Source organism: Streptomyces sp. NPDC002104 (assembly GCF_053593795.1).
On the sequence record NZ_JBSFDF010000029.1, the window covers coordinates 36,609 to 53,463 of the forward strand.

At 74.1% G+C, this 16,855-nt stretch carries 16 protein-coding genes; 8 read left to right on the top strand and 8 right to left on the bottom strand.

Annotated elements, in window-relative coordinates; translation table 11 throughout:
• Positions 1–50: 50 nt before the first annotated feature.
• The 4 genes from ACWCP2_RS23495 to ACWCP2_RS23510 all read left to right on the top strand — a co-directional run bounded on the left by ACWCP2_RS23495 (position 51) and on the right by ACWCP2_RS23510 (position 4,444).
• Positions 51–1,262, top strand: coding sequence for a YcaO-like family protein (locus ACWCP2_RS23495; protein WP_450910534.1), 1,212 nt, complete (start codon positions 51–53; stop codon positions 1,260–1,262).
• Positions 1,259–2,680 carry a TfuA-like protein gene (locus ACWCP2_RS23500; protein WP_450910535.1) on the top strand — a complete coding sequence of 474 codons (1,422 nt, stop codon included), beginning with the start codon at positions 1,259–1,261 and terminating at the stop codon, positions 2,678–2,680. Before ACWCP2_RS23495 ends, ACWCP2_RS23500 begins: the two co-directional genes overlap by 4 nt.
• Before the next feature lie 160 nt (positions 2,681–2,840).
• On the top strand, positions 2,841–3,623 hold the full coding sequence (locus tag ACWCP2_RS23505) for a response regulator transcription factor (protein WP_450910536.1): 783 nt from the start codon (positions 2,841–2,843) through the stop codon (positions 3,621–3,623).
• Positions 3,620–4,444, top strand: coding sequence for a sensor histidine kinase (locus ACWCP2_RS23510; RefSeq protein WP_450910537.1), 825 nt, complete (start codon positions 3,620–3,622; stop codon positions 4,442–4,444). Before ACWCP2_RS23505 ends, ACWCP2_RS23510 begins: the two co-directional genes overlap by 4 nt.
• A 31-nt stretch (positions 4,445–4,475) precedes the next feature.
• Here the strand turns inward: ACWCP2_RS23510 and ACWCP2_RS23515 are convergent, their stop codons facing one another.
• The 6 genes from ACWCP2_RS23515 to ACWCP2_RS23540 all read right to left on the bottom strand — a co-directional run bounded on the left by ACWCP2_RS23515 (position 4,476) and on the right by ACWCP2_RS23540 (position 9,269).
• Complete coding sequence (locus ACWCP2_RS23515; RefSeq protein WP_450910538.1) at positions 4,476–4,733, bottom strand: acyl-CoA carboxylase subunit epsilon; 258 nt, start codon at positions 4,731–4,733, stop codon at positions 4,476–4,478.
• Between the two features lie 13 nt (positions 4,734–4,746).
• The gene (locus tag ACWCP2_RS23520) at positions 4,747–6,351 is read right to left on the bottom strand and encodes an acyl-CoA carboxylase subunit beta (protein WP_450910539.1); all 1,605 of its coding nucleotides are present in this window, start codon (positions 6,349–6,351) and stop codon (positions 4,747–4,749) included.
• A gap of 39 nt (positions 6,352–6,390) precedes the next feature.
• On the bottom strand, positions 6,391–7,203 hold the full coding sequence (locus tag ACWCP2_RS23525) for a 4'-phosphopantetheinyl transferase family protein (protein WP_450910540.1): 813 nt from the start codon (positions 7,201–7,203) through the stop codon (positions 6,391–6,393).
• Positions 7,200–7,568, bottom strand: coding sequence for an acyl carrier protein (locus tag ACWCP2_RS23530; RefSeq protein WP_450910541.1), 369 nt, complete (start codon positions 7,566–7,568; stop codon positions 7,200–7,202). Before ACWCP2_RS23530 ends, ACWCP2_RS23525 begins: the two co-directional genes overlap by 4 nt.
• Positions 7,569–7,800: 232 nt before the next feature.
• Positions 7,801–8,346, bottom strand: coding sequence for an aromatic-ring hydroxylase C-terminal domain-containing protein (locus ACWCP2_RS23535; protein ID WP_450910542.1), 546 nt, complete (start codon positions 8,344–8,346; stop codon positions 7,801–7,803).
• 188 nt (positions 8,347–8,534) lie between these two features.
• A complete protein-coding gene (locus ACWCP2_RS23540; protein ID WP_450910543.1) occupies positions 8,535–9,269 on the bottom strand; it encodes a helix-turn-helix domain-containing protein in 735 nt (244 codons plus the stop codon).
• A gap of 238 nt (positions 9,270–9,507) precedes the next feature.
• Here ACWCP2_RS23540 and ACWCP2_RS23545 point away from each other — a divergent pair, with 238 nt between their 5' ends.
• Complete coding sequence (locus ACWCP2_RS23545; RefSeq protein WP_450910544.1) at positions 9,508–10,179, top strand: DUF4097 family beta strand repeat-containing protein; 672 nt, start codon at positions 9,508–9,510, stop codon at positions 10,177–10,179.
• A gap of 185 nt (positions 10,180–10,364) precedes the next feature.
• Entirely contained in the window at positions 10,365–12,659 is a 2,295-nt protein-coding gene (locus ACWCP2_RS23550; protein WP_450910545.1) for a DPP IV N-terminal domain-containing protein, read from the top strand.
• 124 nt (positions 12,660–12,783) lie between these two features.
• Here ACWCP2_RS23550 and ACWCP2_RS23555 read toward each other — a convergent pair whose 3' ends face one another.
• Both ACWCP2_RS23555 and ACWCP2_RS23560 read right to left on the bottom strand, forming a co-directional pair.
• A complete protein-coding gene (locus tag ACWCP2_RS23555) occupies positions 12,784–13,527 on the bottom strand; it encodes a class I SAM-dependent methyltransferase (RefSeq protein ID WP_450910546.1) in 744 nt (247 codons plus the stop codon).
• A gap of 271 nt (positions 13,528–13,798) precedes the next feature.
• Positions 13,799–14,272 (bottom strand): DUF1772 domain-containing protein, encoded by a 474-nt coding sequence (locus ACWCP2_RS23560; RefSeq protein ID WP_375955133.1) that lies wholly within the window; start codon positions 14,270–14,272, stop codon positions 13,799–13,801.
• A gap of 195 nt (positions 14,273–14,467) precedes the next feature.
• On the opposite strand from ACWCP2_RS23560, the gene ACWCP2_RS23565 reads away from it, so the two are divergent.
• Positions 14,468–15,676: an FAD-dependent monooxygenase gene (locus ACWCP2_RS23565; protein ID WP_450910547.1), complete on the top strand. Its 1,209-nt coding sequence runs from the start codon at positions 14,468–14,470 to the stop codon at positions 15,674–15,676.
• Between the two features lie 155 nt (positions 15,677–15,831).
• Entirely contained in the window at positions 15,832–16,803 is a 972-nt protein-coding gene (gene fabD, locus ACWCP2_RS23570) for an ACP S-malonyltransferase (protein ID WP_450910548.1), read from the top strand.
• Positions 16,804–16,855 lie beyond the last annotated feature (52 nt).

Below are 16,855 nucleotides of genomic sequence, written 5' to 3' on the forward strand. Positions count from 1 at the left end.
GGGAACACGGCGACCGACGGCCTCCGGGACGGGGCAGGGGAGGACGACGCGTGAAGAAGGTGCACTTCGCGGGGACACACCGGGTCCGCCATCCCGAGGAGACCTGGGCCCGCCTCGGCGAACTCCGCGACTCCTTCGGGATCACCCGGGTCGCCGACGTCACCGGCCTCGACACCCTCGGCGTCCCGGTCGTCGCCGCGGTCCGGCCCGCCGCCCGGACCCGTCCCGTCGCCCACGGCCGCGGAGCCACCCCGCTGCTCGCCCGGATCTCCGCCGTCATGGAGTCCGTGGAGCTCTGGCACGCCGAGTACGCCTGCCCGCCCGCCGAAGTGCTGCGCACGCCCGCGCGCGAACTCGCCCTGCCCTACGACGTACGGGCCCTGCCCCTGGACCCCGGCAGCCTGCTCAGCGAACACACCCCCCTCGACTGGGTCATCGGCACCGACCTGGTCACCGGAGCCCCCGTACCCGCCCCCCGGGCCTGCGTCGCCGCGGACGACGAGGCCGGCACCGAGTGGCGGCCCCCGCTGCTGCGCAGCACGGGCGGCGCGCTGGCCGGCGGCAACAGCTACGAGGAGACCGTGGTCCACGCGCTCTACAAGGTGATCGAACAGGACTGCGCCCCGGCTCCGGGTCCCCCTGCCGCGGCTTCCCGCGCGGCGGCTTCCGGCGCCCCGGCCCGGCTCGCGGCGGGCTTCGACACCACCGCCCCCGTCGACCCGGCCGGCGTCGACGACCCGCTCTGCGCCGAGGTCCTCGCCCGCCTCTCCGCCGCCGGGGTCCGGGTCGCCCTCACCCGCCGGGCCAACCGCTGGGCGCTGCCCTGCTTCTCCGTGGGCCTGTGGTCGAAGTCCTTCCCCGTGCCCGTCACCGCCGTCGGCGTGCACAGCGACCCCGGCATCGCGCTGGGCCGCGCGCTGACCGGCGCCGCCCGCGACCGGCTGCGCGCCCTGGTGGGCGACGGCCCGGCCGCGGCGTCCCGGGTCCGCGCGAGGCCGCCGCGCGGTGCCCGCCCCGCCGGGGCGGGCGCGGGGCGGCTCCTCGACTGGCGGGAAGCCTCCGCCCACGCCGCCGAGTTCGCCGAGGACACCGACGAGATGCGCTGGCTCGCCGGCCTGGTCACCGCGGTGACCAGCCACCGGCCGGTGGCCGTGGACCTCAGCACCGAAACCGACTTCCGGGTCGTCAAGGTCGTCGCCGCGGGTCTCACCGGCCCCGCCGCCGGCTCCGGCCCCGCAGGCCTTTCCGGGGAGCGCCGTTGACCACCCACGTGTTCCTCGGAGCCTGCCTCGACGCCGGTGAGGCCCGCGCCGCGCACCCCGGGGCGGTCCTCCACCCGCCGGCCCGCCACGGCGATCTGCTCGCGCTCGGCACCGGCCCCGGGGACACCGTCGTCCTCCTCGACGGCGTCCAGAGCCACGGCACCCCGGTGTCCCACGAGGAGATCCTCGACCTGCTCGCCGCGGACACCCGGGTCGTCGGCGCAGCCGGGTTCGGCGCCCTGCGCGCCGCGGAACTGTGGCCGTACGGCATGCGCGGGATCGGCCTCGTCTTCGGCATGTTCGTCCAGGGGACCCTGGACGGCGACGCCGAGGTCGCCGCGCACCGGCCCACGCGCACCCACGCGCACCCCACCCTCGCGCTGGTCACCCTGCGCTGGACGGTGGCCAACGCCGTCACCGACCGGCTCCTGGACGCCGCCACCGGCGACACCCTCCTCGACCTCGCCGGCTCGGTGCACTGCGCCGAGCGCTGCTGGCCCGGGCTGATCCGGCTCGCCCGCGAGCACGCGCCGCAGACCGGAGCGGCCGCGACCGCCCTGCACGCGTACGCCCGGCGGACCCGCTCCACCACCGACCTGCAACGCGTCGACGCCCTGCTCGCGCTGTCCTGGCTGGCCCAGGAAGCCCCGGGGGCCACCGCGTCCTCCCCGCCGGAACCGCTGCTCGTACCCGCCTGGTTCCTCGCGCCCACGAGCCGCCGCGCGCAGTGGCGCGGCACGTTCCGGCCCACCCCGGGAGCGCGCCGCCACCCGGCCGTCCGCGAGGTCGACGTCCTGCGCTTCCAGCAGCTCTACGCCCCCGATTTCCCCGCCCGCTACCGGGGTTTCGCCCTGCGCCGGATCGCCGGGCACCTGCTGCCGGTGGGGGAGTCGGAGCTGGAGACCTGCGCGCTGGAGTCCGCCGCCCGGGCGGGCATCACCGCCGACCTGCTCCCCGCCCAGGCGTGGGAGCACTGGCTGACCCCGGGCGAGCGCCGCTCCGGAACCCCCTGGCAGCGGCTGCTCACCCTGCTCGTCCGCTCCTTCCGCAGCGCCCCGGGCGACGCCCCCTTCCACGGCGTGCCCGCGGAGCTGCGCCGGGCGGACGCGGTGTGGGCGGCGAGCACGAGCGCGGTCGCCGCCGCTGACCGGCTGAGCGAGGCCGCCGCGGCGGCCGTCGCGACGGCCTCGGCGGGAGGCGCGGAGGGAGGCCCGGCGGCGGGCGGCGTCCGCCGGATCCCGGTGCGCGAGGTCCGCGCACACCTGCGGGAGACCTGGGGCTGCGGCAGCCCCGCGGCCCTGGAAGCGGCGGCCCGCGACCGGGGCTTCGCCTCCCTGGCCGAGGCCGAGGAGGCGGCCCGCCGCTTCATGCCGCTGCGCGCGGCCCGGGCGGTCCCCGCCGCGGACGTCGGCCCGTGACCGGACGGCGCCGCCGCACCCGGCGGGCGTAGGCCCAGGTGGAGGCCCGCTAGCGCCCCGCTCTCGGCCCGCTCTCGCGCCCCGTCCCAGGCGTTGCGGCGGCGGTACTGTCCCGAAGTGGGGTCCACTCGCGGGCAGCGGACCGGACCGGGAGGCACCGATGAGGACCGTACTGATCGTCGAGGACGACGACGGAATCGCCGAGGCTCTGGAGCAGGCGCTGACCGTGCACGGCTATGCCACGTGCATCGCCGGCACCGGGGCCGCGGCCCTGGAGCAGCTGGACGACGCCGCCCTGGTCCTGCTCGACCTCGGCCTGCCCGACCTCGCCGGCCACGAGGTCTGCCGGCGGATCCGGGAGCGCTCCTGCGTCCCCGTCATCGCGCTGAGCGGCCGGGCCGAGGAACTCGACCGCGTGATGGCCCTGCACATGGGCGCCGACGACTTCGTGGCCAAGCCCTTCGGCCGCTACGAACTGATGGCGCGCATCCAGGCCGTCTTCCGGCGCTCCGGCGACTGCCCCTGGCACGACGGCGAAGCCGCCGCGAACGGACCGGCGCCCGGGGCCGGCCCCGTACACGTACGCGACCACGTGCACGACCAGGTGCGCGAGCACGAGCAGGAGCAGGAGCGGGATCACCTCCTGCGGGCGGGCCCGCTCAGCCTGGACCGGCGCGCCCGCAAGGTGTACCTGGACGGCACGGAAGTACGCATCACCCGCAAGGAGTTCGAGCTGCTGGCCATGCTGATGGAGGAGCCGGGCACGGTCATGGAACGCCAGGACATCATGGCGCGGGTCTGGGACGAGAACTGGTTCGGTTCCACCCGCACGCTGGACGTCCACGTGGGCTCCCTGCGCGGCAAGCTCGGCAGCAACGACTGGATCGAGGCGGCCCGCGGCGTCGGCTACCGGCTGACGGTCCCGCAGCCGCAGGCATCATGAACGGCGTTGACGCCGTTAACGGCGTTAACGCCGCGAGCGCCGCCCACGCGCTGAACGAGCCCCCCGCGTGGGCGCCGGAGCAGCCCTCGGTCGCGGTGGCCGCCGCCCACCAGATGCGCGGCCCGCTGTCCTCCGTACGACTGCGCCTCGAACTCCTCCAGGACCGCTTCCAGGGCGCGGCCGATCCCGGCCCGGCCCGGGAGGTCGCCGCCATCCTGCGCGAGGTGGCACGGCTCTCCGAGGTCCTGGAACAGGTACTGGCCTGGGGCGCGGTCGAGCACGCCGCGGTACGCGCCGAGACCGCGGACGCCCTGGCCGTCGCCGCCCTGCGCGTGGAGGCCTGGTCCGCCGCGGCCCGGGCCGGCGGCACGCACCTGGAGGTCATCGGGGAACGGGCGGCCCTCCTCCAGCAGCGGGGCACGCTGGAGCAGACCCTCGACGTCCTGCTCGACAACGCGCTCAAGGTCTCCCCGCCGGGCGCGACCGTACGGGTGTCGGTGGGCCGGGACGCCCCCGGAGAGGTGGCCGTCGACGTCTGCGACGAGGGGCCGGGAATGACGCGCGAGGAGATCGCCCACGCCTGCGAACCCTTCTGGCGCGGCCGTTCGGGCCGCGGCGGCCGGGGGAGCGGCCTCGGGCTGACGATCGCGGCCGCCCTGCTCGCCGCCTCGGGCGGCCGGCTCGAACTCGGTGCGCGCGGAGCCCTGCCCGGTCTGCGCGCGAGGGCGGTCCTCCCTGCGGACCCCCTCGCGCGGACCGCCCCGGCTCAGCCCTCCGTCCCCACCGCGGGCGGTCCGCCACTGCTGCGCACGACCTCGTAGGCGAACCGGTGGATACGGATGCGCAGACCCCTCACGCGTTCGGCCCGTGCGTACGGGCCTGCCACGTGCGGGGGCCGTCGAAGCCGCCGACCCGCTCGGGCCGGCGCCAGCGGGCCGCCGGCCGCCGCAGCGGGGCCGGGTCCGCCGCGGGCCCCGCCTCCGCGGCCCTGGCCAGCAGGACCGCGGTCAGCGCGGCGACCTCCTCCGGGCTCGCGCTGCCCTTCTCCACGCGCACCAGGAACGGGTGGTGCTTCTCGCGCGCGGCGTCTCGTACCTGTACCTCGGTCATCTCCGGGTCCTCCTCACTGGGGCGGGTTGCCGTGCTTGCGGCGGGGCAGTGCGGCGTCCTTCGTACGCAGCATCGACAGGCAGCGGATCAGCGCCGAGCGGGTCTCGCGCGGGTCGATCACGTCGTCGACGAGACCGCGCTCGGCCGCGTAATAGGGGTGCACCAGCTCGGTCCGGTACTCGTCGATCTTCTGCAGGCGCATGGCCTCGGGATCGTCGGCGGCGGCGATCTCCCGCCGGAAGACCACGTTGGCGGCCCCCTCGGCGCCCATCACGGCGATCTCGTTGGTCGGCCAGGCCAGCGCGACGTCCACCCCGATCGAGCGGGAGTCCATCACGATGTACGCGCCTCCGTACGCCTTGCGCAGGACCACGGAGATCCGCGGCACCGTCGCGTTGCAGTACGCGTACAGGAGCTTCGCGCCGCGCCGGATGATGCCCTGGTGCTCCTGGTCGACCCCGGGCAGGAACCCCGGCACGTCGACGAGGGTGACCAGCGGGATGTTGAAGGCGTCGCAGAACTGCACGAACCGCGCGCCCTTCTCGCTCGCCTTGATGTCCAGGACGCCGGCCATGGCCGCGGGCTGGTTCGCGACGATCCCCACCACCTGCCCGCCGAGCCGGGCCAGCGCCACGACGAGGTTCGGCGCCCAGCCGGCGTGGACCTCCATGTACTCGCCGTCGTCGGTGATCTCCGCGATCACCTCGCGGATGTCGTACGAGCGGTTCCCGTCGGCCGGGACCGTGTCGAGCAGCGCGTCGCAGTGCCGGTCGGCGCTGTCCTCGCTGTGCACGTCCGGCGGCAGCTCGCGGTTGTTGGAGGGGAGCAGGGAGAGCAGGTAGCGCACCTCGGCGAGGCAGGTCTCCTCGTCGTCGTAGACGAAGTGGGCCACGCCCGAGACCCCGGCGTGGACGTCGGCGCCGCCCAGGCCGTTCTGCGTGACCTGCTCCCCGGTGACCGCCTGCACCACGTCGGGACCCGTGATGAACATCTGCGAGATGTCGCGGACGGCGAAGACGAAGTCGGTGAGCGCCGGCGAGTACGCGGCCCCGCCGGCGCACGGCCCGAGCATCACGCTGATCTGCGGGATCACGCCCGAGGCCTTGGTGTTGCGCTGGAAGATGCCGCCGTACCCGGCGAGCGCGGAGACGCCCTCCTGGATCCGGGCGCCCGCCCCGTCGTTGAGCGAGACCAGCGGGGCCCCGGCGGCCAGGGCCATGTCCATGACCTTGTGGATCTTCTGGGCGTGGGCCTCGCCGAGCGCCCCGCCGAAGATCCGGAAGTCGTGGGCGTACACGAACACGGTGCGGCCGTCGACCTCGCCCCAGCCGGTGACCACGCCATCGGTGTAGGGGCGCTTGTCCTCCAGGCCGAAGCCGGTGGCCCGGTGCCTGCGCAGGCCCTCGACCTCGGTGAAGCTCCCCTTGTCGAGGAGCAGGGCGATGCGCTCGCGCGCGGTCAGTTTGCCCTTGGCGTGCTGGCGCTCGGTGGCCGCCGGGCCGGCGCCCTCCCGGGTCTCCTCCTTGATGCGGGCCAGTTCACCGAGCCGGTCGGGCGGTGTGCCGGACCCGTCGGCCTGCTGTGTCGTCCGTGTCGTCTGTGTCGTCTGTGTCGTCACCACGGCGCTGGTTCCTCCCCGTTGTCCGGTTCATCGCGTCTACCGGTCGGCAGACGGTTCGTAGTCCGAGCACATCGACGGTTCCGCGGCGATCAGCTCCAGGGCGTCGGCGGCGGTCAGCATCTCCATCGTCACGAAGCGCGCGGTGATCTCGTGCGGTCCGTCGGTGAGCAGGGCCGACGCCGCCACGTGGGCGGGGCAGCTCGGCAGGTTCTGGACGATCCAGCCCTCGGGACGCTCGGGCGCCTCCGGACCCTCGTCCGTGCCCAGGTAGTCGGCGGACAGCTCCCGCCCGAGCCCGGTGCCCAGGCCCTTGAAGTAGGCCTCCTTGCGCGTCCAGAGCCGGCCGAAGGCCAGTTGCCGGTCCGTCGCCTTGTCGATGGCGGCCAGCTCCTTCTGCTCCATTGGGTGCAGATCGGGGGAGCACAGGTCGGTCGTCTCCAGCGACGGCACCCGCTGCACGTCGATGCCCACGGTCGAGGTCGCGATCCCGATGAGGACCACCCCGTGACTGTGCGACAGGGAGAAGTGCAGCGGCACCGGCGAGTCGAGGAGCACCGGCCGGCCGTGGGGGCGGTCGCAGCAGGGGCAGGCGTCGCGCCCGAACTTCAGCAGGCCCGGGGCGATGCCGGTGTAGGCGGAGAGCAGACGGCGCAGCGCGATGTGGGCCGACAGGTAGGTCAGCCGGTCGTTCGGCCTGATGAACGCGGCCGCCCGTTTGTGCTCCTTCGCGTCGAGCTCGTCCGTGACCAGGGCGCCCTGGTTCTCCTCCGTCAGGTCCGGATGGCACACCCACAGGTGCATGTCCTGATCGGGTGGGGTGATCCGGGCCGTCCCGGAGGCGTGACTCATCGGCCCGCGCCGGCGGTCGCGGCGAACTGGGCCTGGGACTCCCGGCGGTCCGGCATCAGCGCGGACAGCAGGGCGGCGACCTCGGCCACGCTGTCGTCGCGGAGCAGGTCCGGCGCCTTCACCGTGACGCCCAGCGCCGTCTCCAGCTTCCGCTTGAGCTGGATGGCCATGATCGAGTCCACGCCCTGGCTGCGCAGCGGCCGCCGGACGTTGATCCGGTAGGCGGGCGGGATGTCGAGGGTCTCGGTGAGTTCCTGGCAGATGTACTGCTCGATGATCCGTATGCGCGCCCCGGTGTCCGCGGCGCGCAGGGCCGGGAGATCGGGCAGACGTTCGAGCCAGGTGCTCGTGCTCTGCACTGTCATGTTCTGTACCGCCTTCTATGAGGGGTGGACGGTGTTTTCGGGTGGGAAGGGGTCCGCTCGCCTCCTGGTGACGGGATCGCCCCGTCTCGTCGGTGCCTGCCGGATCACTGCTCCGTGCACGGCGGTACGGGTGCGGCGTCACCCTTCCCGGAGCGTCCGGGCGCGTTCCGGTGAGCGGTGCGCGCCCCGCCCGCCGGCCCCCGGGCAGAGCTCCGGCCCCGCTTCGCCGCGCTCAGCCGCGGATGGCGCCCGGGGCCGGGGGCGGCGCGTCCCGCCCGGCGCCGAACCACCGCAGCATGGCCCGCGGCAGACCGTCCCCGGTCCGGCTCGCGGCCCCGGTCGTGCCCGGTGCGGTCCGGTCCGGTGCGGTCCACACGATGTGGCCGTCCGGCCGTACGAGGACCGCGCCGGCGCCGTGCAGGGGACCCGGCGGTGCGCCGGGTTCGGGACGGGCGGTGACGAAGACGACCCGGTCCGCCCAGGGGCGGGCCACACGGCGCAGGGCCGGGCTGCCGAGGAGGTCCAACAGGAGCCCGCGGCCCGGGCGGAGCATGGCCGTCGTCGTCATGACGGGCCCCCAGGGCGTGACCAGCCGGGCGTGCGGGAGCCGCGCACCGAGCAGGGCGAACGGCGGGTCCGTACCGGGCCCGCCACCGGGCGGGAGCCGCACCGGGCCCCGGACACCGGCCGCCACCCGGCGGCCGGCCCCGCGCCGCCCGGTGTCGTCCGGCCGGTCCGGCCGGTCCACCCGGTCTTTGCGCGAGCCGAGCTGAGACATGCTCACTCCCTTGGTCTCGATCCCGGCGGACAGCTGACCGGACCGTGCTTCACAGCTTCTTCGGGCCGGGGCGCCGGTTCAACACACCGCGATTTCAGAGCCTGGCCAGAGTTCTGCAGAGGCCGCCCACCTGTGTAAGGAACGACCCACGCGCCGTGCAGGGGAGGAACAAAGGGGCCCGCGTGACCTCAGTCGGTGTCCTCCGGGGGCCGGGGGGCGGGCTTCGTGTGGAGGACCTCGCGGGCCTGTTCCGCGGCGCGGGTTATGCCCTCGCTCACGAAGTCGACGAAGCGCGCGATGTTCTCGAGGCGGGTGGCGGCCGGGGTGCCCGGGCCGAGGACGCCGACGCCCTGGCGGGCCGTCTCCACGAGCAGGGTGTGGGCGCGGGCGCTGGCGATCATGCCCTGGTACCAGACGTCGTCGTCGACGACGTAGCGCTCGCGGCGGCCCTCGCCGGGCTCGCGCCGGACCAGGGACTGGCCTTCGAGGAAGGTGATGGCCTTGGAGACGGTCGCCGGGCTGACCTGGAGGCGCCGGACGAGTTCGGCGGCGGTGAGACTGCCCGCGTCCGTCGTGTAGAGCGCGGCGAGGACGCGGGCCGTCATCCGGGACAGGCCCGACTGCATGAAGATGCCGGCGAACGTCTCCTCGTACGCGCGCACGGCCTCCGCATCGCGCCCGTCGGCCTGCGGGGAGGCCGGACCCCGCGGTGCGGCCTGCCGGCTCCGGTGGGCGCGGCGTTCGGTGGCGCGGTGGGCCAGGTCGGAGCGGTAGGAGGCGGGGCCGCCGTTGCGCATCACCTCGCGGGTGACCGTCGAGGTCGGCCGGTCCAGCCGCCGGGCGATCTCCGCGTAGGCCAGGCCGTCGGCCAGCCCCAGCGCGATCTGCTGGCGCTCCTGCTGGGTGAGTCTGCCTCCCGGCACCGTGATCTCCCTCCGTAGGTCCGTGATGATCCCCAGCATAGCTTTCACTCGCAGCTCATTGCAACGGATGGATAGGCTCCGTTGCATTGAATTCATCATCATTGCAACGAAATGCGGTCTCTGACCTGCAGTGATGGAAGTTCTGTGCAACGAGTCTGTTGCGGGGTATTGGAATGCAACGTAGCTTTTCCGTTGTCGGAAACAACCGGCACCACCACGGAAACGCAGGAGAGAAACCATGCAGAAGTTCGCCACCACCGCCCCGATCGCCGCCGTCCTCGACATCCCCGCCGGCCGCATCCGCCTCATCGCCGCCGACCGGGCCGACACCACGGTCGAGGTCCTGCCCGCGGACGCCTCCAAGGGCCGCGACGTGAAGACGGCGGAGCAGACGACCGTCGCCTACGCCGACGGGGTCCTGCGCATCGAGGTCCCCGAGCCGAAGAACCGGATCCTCGGCGGCGCCGGATCCATCGAGGTCACCGTCCAGCTTCCCGCCGGCTCCCGCGTCGAGGCGAAGGCGGCCGCCGCCGAACTCCGGGGCGTCGGACGGCTCGGCGACATCGCCTTCGAGGGCGCGCAGGCCTCGGTCAAGCTCGACGAGACCGCGAGCGCCCGCCTCACCGTGCAGGACGGCGACATCGCGGTCGGCCGCCTGGACGGCCCCGCGGACATCAGCACCCAGCGGGGCGACATCACCATCGCCGAGGCCGTGCAGGGCACGGTCGTGCTGCGCACCGAGTCCGGCGGGATCTCGGTCGGCGCCGCCGCCGGCGTCTCCGCCTCCCTGGACGCGGGCACCTCCTACGGCCGGATCCACAACGCGCTGAAGAACACCGGGGACGCGGCCGCCCGGCTGGACATCCGCGCGACCACCTCCTACGGCGACATCACGGCCCGCAGCCTCTGAGCCGCGTGCCCACCGCCGCACCGGCGCCGGCCCACCGCAGCACCACCACTGGACCGGCGCCGGCCCACCACCGCACCACCACCGCACCACCGCCGGCCCACCACCGGATCGGCGCCGGCCCACCACCCCGTCCGAACCCGCACCGCCACCCGCACCGCCACCCGCACCGTCAAGGGAGCACCGCAATGAGCACCACCGAGCAGTACCAGGCCGCGGAGCGGCTCCTGCACCGCCCCGTGCGCCCCGGCGAGCTCGTCACCGGCGACAAGGTCAGGCCCCAGTGGACCGGCGCCGGCGCCGGTGCCCGGTTCTGGTACGCGGTGCACACGGGCGCCGGCCGGCGGTTCGTCCTGGTCGACCCGGCGGCCGGCACCCGTGAGCCGGCCTTCGACCACCCCCGGCTCGCCGCCGCCCTGGCCGCCGCCTCCGGGGAGGCGGTCGATCCCGAGGCGCTGCCGTTCGCGGCGATCGAACCGGCGGGCGGCGCCGTGGAGTTCGACGCCTTCGGCGAGCACTGGCGCTGCGCACCGGACGGCGACGGCTACACCTGCGAGCGGGCCGAGGCCCGGTCCGCCCCGCCCGGCAGCCCGCTGGAGGTGACCTCACCCGACGGGAAGACCGCCGTGTACCGCCAGGGCCACGACCTGTGGGCGCGCTCGCTGTCCGACGGCCGCACCTGGGCCCTGACCACCGACGGCGCACCCGGCCACGCCTACGGCGCCGGCCCCGACTGCACGGCCAACGCCACGCTGCTCGGAAAGATAGGCCTCCCGCACCTGCCGCCCGCCGTGGCCTGGTCGCCCGACGGGACGAAGGTGCTGGCGCACCGCACCGACGAGCGCGAAGTCCGCCTCACCCACCTGGTGCAGGCCGCCCCCGCCGACGGCGGCCCGCCCCTCACCCGCGCCCAGCGCTACGCCTACCCGGGCGACGAGCACGTCCCGCGCGCCGAACTCGTCGTACTGGACCTCGCCCGGGGCGCCGTGGTCCGCGCGCAGGCCGAGCCGCTGCTCATGCCGCAGCTCTCCCCGATCACGGCCCGGTGGGCGTGGTGGGCCCAGGACGGCTCGGCCGTCCACTACCTGGCCCGCCCCCGCGACCTGCGCACCCTCACCCTGCACCGGCTCGACCCGGCCACCGGGGAGGTCACCACGGTGCTCGCCGAGAGCGGCCCCACCCGCGTGGAGCCCAACCCCTGGGCGTTCGAGGCGCCGATCGTCCGGGTCCTGGCCGACGAGGTGCTCTGGTACTCGCAGCGCGACGGCCACGGCCACCTGTACCGCTACGACCTGCACACCGGCGCCCTGCTCGGACAGGTCACCTCCGGTCCGTGGGAGGTCCGGCAGATCCTGCACGTGGACGAGGCCGCGCGGACGGTGTACTTCACCGCCTCCGGCCTGGTCGAGGAGGATCCGTACCGGCGTACGGTGTGCAGCGCCTCCTTCGACGGTACGGGCTTCACCCGGATCACCCCGGACGACCAGGACCACACCGTCATCACGTCCCCCGCCCAGGACTACTTCCTCGACTCCGCGTCCACCGTCGACACCCCGCCCGTCACCCGCGTCCTCGACTGGACCGGCCGGGTCCTGGCCGAGCTGGAGCGCGCCGACATCAGCAGGCTCACCGCGACCGGCTGGACCGCGCCGGAACGGTTCCGCGTCAAGGCGGCCGACGGCGGGAGCGACATCTACGGAGTCCTCTACCGGCCGCGGGACTTCGACCCCGCCCGGCGCTACCCGGTCATCGACACCCTCTACCCCGGCCCGCAGGTCAACCGCGTCGCCCCGGGCTTCGACCCCGGCGGCCTCGGCCTCGACGCCGAACCCCTCGCGGCCCTCGGATTCGTGGTGATCGCCGTGGACGGGCGCGGCACCCCGGGCCGCGGCAAGGCCTTCCACGACGCCTCGCAGGGCCGGCTGTCCGACGCTGGCGGGCTCGACGACCACGTGGCGGCGCTGCGCCAACTGGCCGCCACCCGGCCGTGGATGGACCTGGACCGGGTGGGCGCCTTCGGCCACTCCGGAGGCGGGTTCGCCGCGGCCCGGGCGATGCTCGACCACCCGGAGGTCTTCACCGCGGGAGTGGCCATGTCCGGCTCGCACGACGCCCGCTGCTTCAACCTCGGCTTCGTGGAGTCCTACGACGGCGCGGACGACCCGCGGGCCTGGGCCCGTACGTCCAGCCTGGACCTCGCGGACCGGCTCGCGGGCCGGCTGCTCCTCGTGCACGGGGAGATGGACGACCAGGTCCACCCGGCCCACACCCTGCGGCTCGCGGACCGCCTCGTCGCGGCCGGCAAGGACTTCGAACTGCTCCTCGTCCCCGGCGCCGACCACACCTTCATCGACCACCTGGCCTACGTGCGCAAGCGCTGCTGGGACTTCCTGGTCCGCGAGCTCCACGGCACCCGGCCCCCCGCGTACCGCCCCGCCCCGATCCCCCTGGGACCCGAGCTCCTGGCCGACCTGTTCGCCTGAGCCGGTGCGCGGTGCACCACCGACGGCCCGGCCCCGGAAACCACCGGGGCCGGGCCGTCACCGCGTCACCGCGTCACCGCGTCACCGCGTCACCGCGTCACGCCTCACCGCGCAGGCCGCGCCGTCAGGCGACGCAGCGCAGCATCTCCAACGGGGGGTTGTCGGCGAGGTTCGCCCAGTGCTCCGCACCGAACTCCCGCACCCCGGCCTCCGACACCGTCACCGGGATCCAGGTGAGCCCGCTGAATCCGGCCGCCTTCAGGGCGGCCTCGTAGACCTCGCGGCGCGGGAAGTTCGCGACGAAGGAGACCGGCGGGTCGAGCAGCGCCGTGGTGCGCACCGTGAACCCGGTCTCGACCTCCTCACCGGTGAGTTCGGTACGGAAGCCGTACTTCTCCGGCGTCGGCCCGTCGAACCGGTAGTCGGGCGACTGGTTGATCAGGAAGAGCTCGGCGCCGGGCTTCAGGCTCCGGTGGATGTTGCGGCACATCCGCTCCGTGGTGGCGATGTCCGAGGCGTAGTTGAGGAGCTGGACGGCCAGCCCGACGTCGAAGGGCTCCTCGAAGGACCGCAGCTCGGCCGCGTCGCCCACCTCGTACCGAATGCCCAGGGGATCGCGCTCCTCGATCGCCCGGGCCACGGAGACCAGCTCGCCGGAGATGTCGATCCCGAGCACCTCGGACGCGCCGCGCCGCTTGAGCTCCCGGCTGTAGAAGCCGGTGCCGGAGGCCACGTCGAGCACCGACTTGCCCGTCACGTCCCCGACCAGGGCCAGGAACCCGGGCACGATCGCCCACTGCTCCAGCGGAAGGGCCTTGAAGCCCTCGTAGGCCTCACCGATCTCGTCGTACTGCTCCTGTGCACTCATCGTGCCGTCCTCCCCGTTGGTTCTCCACTGTGCGAGAGGGCCCGGAGCCCGCCCTCGAACGCGGCGGCCGGGGCCCTCTGACCGGCAGTCTCTCCCAAACGGACGGACCATCAGCCTTGGCGAAAAGCACGAAAACCGGCCACCCCTCCCAGGCTCCCGCACAGCCGCGTCCCGGCGGCGGGGCGCATGCCGAAGGGGACCCGCCGGGCGGCGGGTCCCCTTCGGAGCCCCGGGACGCGTGGGTTTTCCGGGGAGTCGGGCGGTTCCCGGCTCAGGAGGCCGCGAGGGCTACGCACATCCCGCCGAGCGCCACCGCCTGGAGCAGGACCCGTACGTTGATGACGCTGTCCCAGGTGCGCTGCAGGCCACGGGCGTCGGGCGCGACGCGGCAGTCCAGCGCCGCTCCGGTCAGCTCCTTGTTCACCGGCGCGCTCACCTTGTTGTAGATGGCCAGCCACACCACCAGGGCCACGGCGGCCACGCCCGAGGCCACGGACGGGGTGGTCTTGCCCTCGAATCCGGCCACGGCCGCGGTGCCGACCGTGGCCACCAGGCCGAAGACGCCCGGGATGGGCATCCGGCTGTCGCCGAAGCGGTGGATCTGTCCCATGGCACTGGTCAGGGCCGCGTCGTCGACGTGGGCCATGGCCGGCCGCTGGACGAGTGCCGAGAACACGTCGGTTCCGTAGACCACCGCGTTGGCCATGGTGGCCACCACGGCCAGCGTGAGCAGGAGCGCTTCCATCACAACCACCTCTGTCGTTCTGCCGGTTGCCGCGTGGCCGTCGCGCCACGGGGGATATAGCGATGCTAGATGTCCTGCCGACACTATCAACATCGGCGCTCGTAATGCTAGCGTTGACAACTACCGGAGTCCGTCAGGGATTCGTACCCGATGGGAGCGGCCCGGCCGCCCGGACAGCCTTGAGGAGAGCTAGACATGGCCATAGGACGACGTCCCCGTCGCGTACTCATCGCCGGCGGAGGGATCGGCGGCCTCGCCGCAGCCCTCGCCCTCCAGCGCAAGGGCTTCGAGGTCGTCGTCTTCGAGCGGGCCCGGGAACTGCGCGACGGCGGCGCGGGCCTGCACATCTGGACCAACGGCGTACTCGCCCTGGATCACCTCGGCCTGGCCGAGAAGGTCCTGGAGACCGCCCCCGCCCAGCAGACGGCGCACTTCAGCACCTGGCGCGGCGAGGTGCTCGGCGCCTGGCCGGTGGGCGACTTCGTCACCCGGTACGGACAGCCCACCATCGCCGTCGAACGCTCCGTGCTGCACGGCATCCTGCGCGACGCGCTGGAGGGCCCCGTGGTCCGCACCGGCGCCCAGGTGATCGGCTTCGACCAGGACGCCGAGGGCGTCACCGTCCGCTTCGCCGACGGCGGCAGCGAGCGCGGCGACCTGCTGATCGGCGCCGACGGCATCCACGGAGCCGTGCGCGACGCCATGTTCGGCCCCGCCAAGAACCGCTTCAGCGGCTACATCGCCTGGCGCGGCCGGGCCCCCATGGAACACGCCGACATCCCGGCCGGCACCTTCAACGCCATGTTCGGGCCGGGCACCCGCTTCACCTACTACGACGTCGCACCCGGCCTGGTGCACTGGATGAGCGTGGCCAACGGAGCGCCCGGCGGCCGCGACGAGCCCGGCGTACGGGACATGCTGCTGCGCCGCCACGCGGGCTGGGGCGGCCCGGTCGCGGACATCCTGCGCGCCACCCCCGAGGAGTGGATCCTGCGCGGCGACGTCGAGGGCCGCAAGCCCGAACGCCACTGGGGCAAGGGCCGCGTCACCCTGCTCGGGGACGCCGCCCACCCCATCACCTTCAACATCGGCCAGGGCGCCTGCCAGGCCCTGGAGGACGCCCTGGTCCTGGCCGAGCACCTGGAACGGGCCGGAAGCGACCCGGTCTCGGCACTGCGCGGCTACGAGAGCGAGCGCCGCGAGCGCACGGCGCCCCTGCAGCGCATCGCCTGGCGCATCGGGCAGATGGGCTCCGTGGAGAACCCGCTGCTCATCAAGGCCCGGGAGGCCTTCATGCGCAAGAACTGGAACACCAAGGCCTTCGCCGCCGCGGAACAGGGCCAGGTCGCCTACGGCACCCGCTGGGCCAAGGCCCCCGGCCGGGCCGTCACGCCCGCCGAATGAATCGAGGCGCATTCGAGGAATGCGCCAGAGCGTGCTGCCAGATTTCACGGGGTCGAGAACCGGTCACCGACGGCCCGGGTCCAACGGACCGAGCGGACCGGCGGACCGACCGCTCGGCGACCTGTCACCCACAACTCAGTGAGGTAGGAACGGGGATGATCGACAATCTCTTCACGATGTTTCCCGGTCAGGGCTCGCAGCGCGCGGGCATGGCCGGACACCTCCTGCGCGAACACCCCCGCACGGTCGGACGCGTCCTGGCCCGGGCGGAGGAGGCCACGGGACTGCCCCTGACGGAACTGTGCACCACGGCCCCCGACGCGGACCTCGCACCGACCGAGATCGCCCAGCCCGCCATCGTCGCCACCAGCCTGGCGGTGTACGAGGTCCTGCGCGAGGAGACCGGTTTCCGGCCCGGCGCCGTCGCCGGGCACAGCCTCGGCGAGTACACGGCCCTGATCGCCGCCGGCGTCCTCGAAGCGGGCGACGCGCTGCGCCTCGTACGCCGCCGCGGCGAGCTCATGGCCGGAGTCTCGCGCCGGGTGTCCGGGGCGATGACTGCGGTCATGGGGCTGGCTCCCGAGCGGATCGAGCAGCTCTGCGCGGCGGCCGCACCGCTCGGCGTGGTGGAGGTCGCCAACTACAACGAGGCCGGCCAGACGGTGATCTCCGGCCAGAGCGCGGCGGTCGCCGAAGTGAGCCGGCTCGCCCTGGAGGCGGGAGCCGAACGGGCCGTGCCGCTGAAGGTCTCCGCGCCCTTCCACTGTTCGCTGATGAAGGCGGTCGAGGACGAGTTCACCGCCGAACTGGAGCGCACACCCTTCTCCGCGCCCCGGCTGCTCGTCATCAGCTCGGTGACCGGCGCCGCGGTACGGGACGGGGCGCACGCCCGCGACCTGCTCCGGCGCCAGCTCGCCGGCCCCGTGCGCTGGGTCGACGTACTGGCGGCCGCCTCGGTGCACGGCGTGGGCGGCTACCTCGAGGTCGGCCCCGGCCGCGTCCTCAGCGGCTTCGCCAACCGCTGCGTGCCCGGCGCCCTGGTGCGCAGCACCAACGACGAGCGCCGCGTCAGCACCCTGCTGCGCGACCTGCGCCCGGAGTCCGCCGTCGCCGCGGCCGCCGCCTAGCCGCGTACGCCGCGCAGGCCCGCCCGTCCCTCCGTCCTCCCGTCTCCACCCC

Excerpts from the sequence above, each read along its gene's own strand:
- ACWCP2_RS23525 (WP_450910540.1), bottom strand. The coding sequence starts at position 7,203 with ATGAGTCACGCCTCCGGGACGGCCCGGATCACCCCACCCGATCAGGAC.
- ACWCP2_RS23555 (WP_450910546.1), bottom strand. The coding sequence starts at position 13,527 with ATGAGTGCACAGGAGCAGTACGACGAGATCGGTGAGGCCTACGAGGGC.
- ACWCP2_RS23535 (WP_450910542.1), bottom strand. The coding sequence starts at position 8,346 with ATGTCTCAGCTCGGCTCGCGCAAAGACCGGGTGGACCGGCCGGACCGG.
- ACWCP2_RS23545 (WP_450910544.1), top strand. The coding sequence starts at position 9,508 with ATGCAGAAGTTCGCCACCACCGCCCCGATCGCCGCCGTCCTCGACATC.
- ACWCP2_RS23505 (WP_450910536.1), top strand. The coding sequence starts at position 2,841 with ATGAGGACCGTACTGATCGTCGAGGACGACGACGGAATCGCCGAGGCT.
- ACWCP2_RS23550 (WP_450910545.1), top strand. The coding sequence starts at position 10,365 with ATGAGCACCACCGAGCAGTACCAGGCCGCGGAGCGGCTCCTGCACCGC.
- ACWCP2_RS23565 (WP_450910547.1), top strand. The coding sequence starts at position 14,468 with ATGGCCATAGGACGACGTCCCCGTCGCGTACTCATCGCCGGCGGAGGG.
- ACWCP2_RS23560 (WP_375955133.1), bottom strand. The coding sequence starts at position 14,272 with ATGGAAGCGCTCCTGCTCACGCTGGCCGTGGTGGCCACCATGGCCAAC.
- ACWCP2_RS23510 (WP_450910537.1), top strand. The coding sequence starts at position 3,620 with ATGAACGGCGTTGACGCCGTTAACGGCGTTAACGCCGCGAGCGCCGCC.
- ACWCP2_RS23530 (WP_450910541.1), bottom strand. The coding sequence starts at position 7,568 with ATGACAGTGCAGAGCACGAGCACCTGGCTCGAACGTCTGCCCGATCTC.
- fabD (WP_450910548.1), top strand. The coding sequence starts at position 15,832 with ATGATCGACAATCTCTTCACGATGTTTCCCGGTCAGGGCTCGCAGCGC.
- ACWCP2_RS23515 (WP_450910538.1), bottom strand. The coding sequence starts at position 4,733 with ATGACCGAGGTACAGGTACGAGACGCCGCGCGCGAGAAGCACCACCCG.